This window comes from uncultured Lactobacillus sp., from assembly GCF_947367085.1.
In the GTDB taxonomy this organism is placed as follows: Bacteria; Bacillota; Bacilli; order Lactobacillales; family Lactobacillaceae; genus Lactobacillus.
In genome coordinates, this window is the sequence record NZ_CANBCP010000091.1 from 1 (window position 1) to 4185 (window position 4185).

A 4185-nucleotide genomic window follows, 5' to 3' on the forward strand; every position below is an offset into this window, starting at 1 on the left:
CTATAAACATGCTACAATTAAAATAAATTTTAAATAGGAGATGTATTTTAAGTGTTTGCTCATAATCACTTAGATTTAGGCTTGCGGTTAAACTTTTTTCTTTTAACCGTAAAGCTATACTTAAGGCTTAACCCCAAATTCTGAAAGTTTGGGGTTTGTTAACTAAAATTGAATAGATAACTTTTCCCTGGCTTTCAGTAATACTATCTAGAAGTATTAAGAAAAGGAACGGGAAAATGTTTAAAAAAATTACTGAAAAAGAAGATTCTAATGTCCAAAAGCTATTAATTGGTCGAGTTGCAACCAATATTGCTGATTCACTCTTTTATATGGCGATTTTATGGTATTTCAAAGTAACGTTTCATTCACCAGTGGTGTTATCGTTAATTTTTATCGCGGATTCAACCATCGATATGATTGCATTTTTATTTGGTCCAATAATTGATCGTATCGATATCAAAAATTTATTGAAATATGTTACTTTCGGACAAGCGATCCTGAGCGTTATTACGTTTTTCTTATTCTTTATCGATAAGAAAGCTAATCTTATCTTGATTATCGCTTTAGTGAGTTGTTACGTTATTTCTACTATTGGCTCAACTCTTATTTATCCTGCCGAATCAAAGATTTTACCAACAATTGTTAGCAAAACAAAATTAGCTAAAGTTAACGGTATTTTTCAAATGACATATCAGACTTTAGATTTGTTTTTGGATTCACTAGCCACCTTGTTGATTACTTACCTATCAATCAATTTCACAATGATTGCTTCAGTTTTGTTCTTCTCACTTGCCCTTATTTTTTATTCAAAGTTATATCTATCAAGTGAGCTTGATCTGAAAAATTCTGAGTATTTCAATGATAATTACCTAAAGGACTTGGCAACTGGTTGGAAAACTCTCAAAAATGAAGGACGAATTCTATTTTTAATCTTACCTTTCGCAGTTACAAATTTATTTTATGGAATAGCTTCAGTTGGCCTGCCATATTTCGCAAGTTCATATATTTCCAAACAAGCTATCGGCTATGGCAGTGTTGAATTTGCTTCTTCACTAGGTGCAATCTTAGGAAGTATAATTGTTTAACATTTTAATTTAGGGAAAGAAAAATTAGAGTACTTTGTCACACTCTGTTTACTATTTGCAGGCATTAGTGTAATTTTGCAATCTATTTTAGTCAAAAGTTTGTCTTGGGGAGTTTTGATTTTATTTCTTTCAAGTGGTGCTTGGATTAGTATGATGAATATTAACTTTCAAGTATTAGTTCAAGAAAGCTTTGATTCACAAGTTTTAGGTAGAATTGAAACGATAAATTCTAGCATAATTAATTGTATGATCCCTATTGGATCCTTTCTGGGAGGAATCATTGTGCAAACCTATGGCGCAAGATCTGCAATAGCCTTAGAAGGACTTGCCGAAGTGGCTACTGGCATTTTCTACTTTTTCATCTTTTTAAGAAATAAATAGTCAAAAAGCACTCTATCCGCTAAGAAGTGAGAGAGTGCTTTTCATTTATCTAAAAATCAATTATGCGTTCTTCAAAAATTGAAGATATTGTTCTGGGATCCATTGTCTTTGGTTGCCTAAGCGATAGCAAAGTCTTCCATTGATAACTTTCTTGGCGAATACTTTCCAAGAAGATTTAGTTGGCAAGTATTGGTTTACGTAATGCCCATCTTGATCAAGCAAACGAACTTTCCAAGTTGGATGAGCCGTAACTACAGGGATGTAGCCAACTGCAGAAAGGAGAGTTTCTTTTTGAGCTGATACTACAAATTGACTTGGAATCCAAGTTTTAGTTCCAGCAATCTGGTAAAATATGCGGCCATTGATAGTCTTTTTGTTAGAAACTTTGATTACTTGAGCAGTATCTAAGAATCTATCTAGGTATTTACCATTTTCGTCAAGCAAGCGAACTTTCCAGTTCTTGTTATTGTGAATTACAGGCAAGTAAACTTCTTGAGAATAATCTTGTGGCTGTTTATTAGCTAATTGCTCGAGTGTCGTATTAGTTTGAGTGTTCTCTGATACTTCAGGAGTTTCAGTTTTTGTTGGCTCGACTGGTTTTTGATCAGCTGCCTGATTTTGAGCCTGCTTAATTAATTCAGCAGCTTTAGCAGGAGAAACATATTCTTTTCTATCTAGAACTGGAACCTTAATTAAATTTCCTGCCGCAGTTTGATGTTCAAAATAGTTAACAAACAAATCCGTATCTACCCCGACGTCAGCAACTTTCTTAGCACCTTTTAATTCTTTAGTAGAATCAACTAAATAGTTACTAGTGATAACGCGATATGTTTTATTCAAATCTAATGGCTTACCATTTTCATCATACATTACTGCAACTTGGTGAGCCTCTTTAGATTTAGCATTATCAGTATAAACATACTTCATCCCGCTAACTAAATAGTAACGTTCTCCATTACCTTCATATTGGGAATTTAGTAAAGTTTGAATTTGTTTACCAGTTAATTCGAAAACTTGAATTTGGTTGTTAAATGGTTGTACAGCTTGAGCTGACTTCCATTTAATTGTGCCGTCTTTTTCAACTTTCAAGTTACTTCTAACGCCACCACCGTTAATAATAGCAAAATCAGCAGCAATTCCCATTCGGTGAGCTTCAGATAATTGAGCATCAACTACCAAATCGCCAACTGCGCTTTCACGACTGGCATTAGTAGTCGTTGTAATATCTTCAGCTTGAGCAGCCTTTCCTACAGGGGCTTCAGTAATTTGAGCAGTTCGCTTTTGTGCATCTTTGATAATTGCTTCAACTTTTGGATCAGATTTAGTCGACGGATCATTTTTTTCAGACATTACTGGATATACGTGGGTTACCAAGCTACCTCTGACAAAATCATTTGTCTTAGGATCAATGTAACCTATTGCGTCATCATATGCCATAGAGAATTTATCAGCTTGTACAAGTTTTGTATGACCAACAGTACCATTAGCATATTGATGTGAGTGTGCAGCAATATATAAATCAACTGAGTTATTAGGCTCAATGCGATACAATTTTTGTAAAATATCTACTGCATCCCCACTAGTTTTACCCTTGTAAGTAGAAACTGCAGTATGGGCTAAAACAACAATTGCATGTACACCCTGATCTTGGAGAACTTTATCATATTTAGCAATCGATTCAGCTTCATCTAACACCTGATAATCTTTGATATTTTTGGCAAAAGTCAATTTATACAGATCGGTTGTTTCGATTCCAATAAATCCAACTTTAACTTTTTTACCATTATCATCAATATCTTTAATTAAGTATGGCTTCCAGCCGAAAGGTACTTTACCATCAGATTTGTTAACTAAGTTTGAAACAACAATTTGAAGGCCAGAATTTTCATGGGGATATTGCTCTTCTATTTTGTTATATTTGCCTTTTTCAGGGGCTTGTCCTTCAACAATTCGATGAAATTCATCCAATCCCTCATCAAATTCATGATTACCAAGTGTACCAATATTGATACCCATTGCTTTTAACGACTTCATCGTCGGCTCATCTTGCAAAAGTGAAGAAGTTGCTGGAGATGCTCCGACCATATCACCAGCTTCTACACGAAAAGTTGTCCCGTTCGGATTCTTTGACTTAAAATCATTTTCTGCATTATTCAAATAACTAGCTAGTCTTGCAGCGTTACCGGCATTCTGATACATTTTATGACCAACAAATGCGCGACTGATAGTATCGATATTTCCGTGTAAGTCATTAATTCCTAGAAATTGAACAGGAACATCATTTTTATAATCCACTGGATTTTTCCAATAGTCATTGTTCGGCTTTGACTGCTTGTCAGAATTTGTATAAACCTTAACTGGATTCTGATTTTGTTTAGTAATTGTCTGTTGATTTACTGTATCAGCATGAACAACGCTCTGATTACTAGTTAAGAAAAGCCCCAGTAATGCGGAAGAAGCAAAACTAATTACGACACAACTTAGATGACGGTGATGGCTATTTTGCATTATTTTCTCCTTTTTTATCTTCTTTAATATCTCTTCGTCTGCTAGGCAGAAATCGTAGTTAAAAATTTCTGCCGGCGTTATCCATTTTATATCGTTATGCTCTAACTTTTGTGGAACGCCTTCGGCTATCGTAGCATTAAACAACGTTAAATGCACGGTAATGTCAGGATATTCGTGAACAACTTCCATAAAAATATCCCCAACGTTAAGC

General features: G+C 34.6%; 1 protein-coding gene and 1 pseudogene. One reads left to right on the forward strand and one right to left on the reverse strand.

The window, feature by feature from the left end; all coding sequences use genetic code 11:
• Positions 1-236 precede the first annotated feature (236 nt).
• Positions 237-1466: pseudogene (locus tag Q0Y70_RS09495) on the forward strand (MFS transporter).
• Positions 1467-1526: 60 nt separating this feature from the next.
• Here Q0Y70_RS09495 and Q0Y70_RS09500 read toward each other — a convergent pair.
• The gene (locus tag Q0Y70_RS09500) at positions 1527-3974 is read right to left on the reverse strand and encodes a bifunctional metallophosphatase/5'-nucleotidase (RefSeq protein WP_297820356.1); all 2448 of its coding nucleotides are present in this window, start codon (positions 3972-3974) and stop codon (positions 1527-1529) included.
• Positions 3975-4185: the final 211 nt, after the last annotated feature.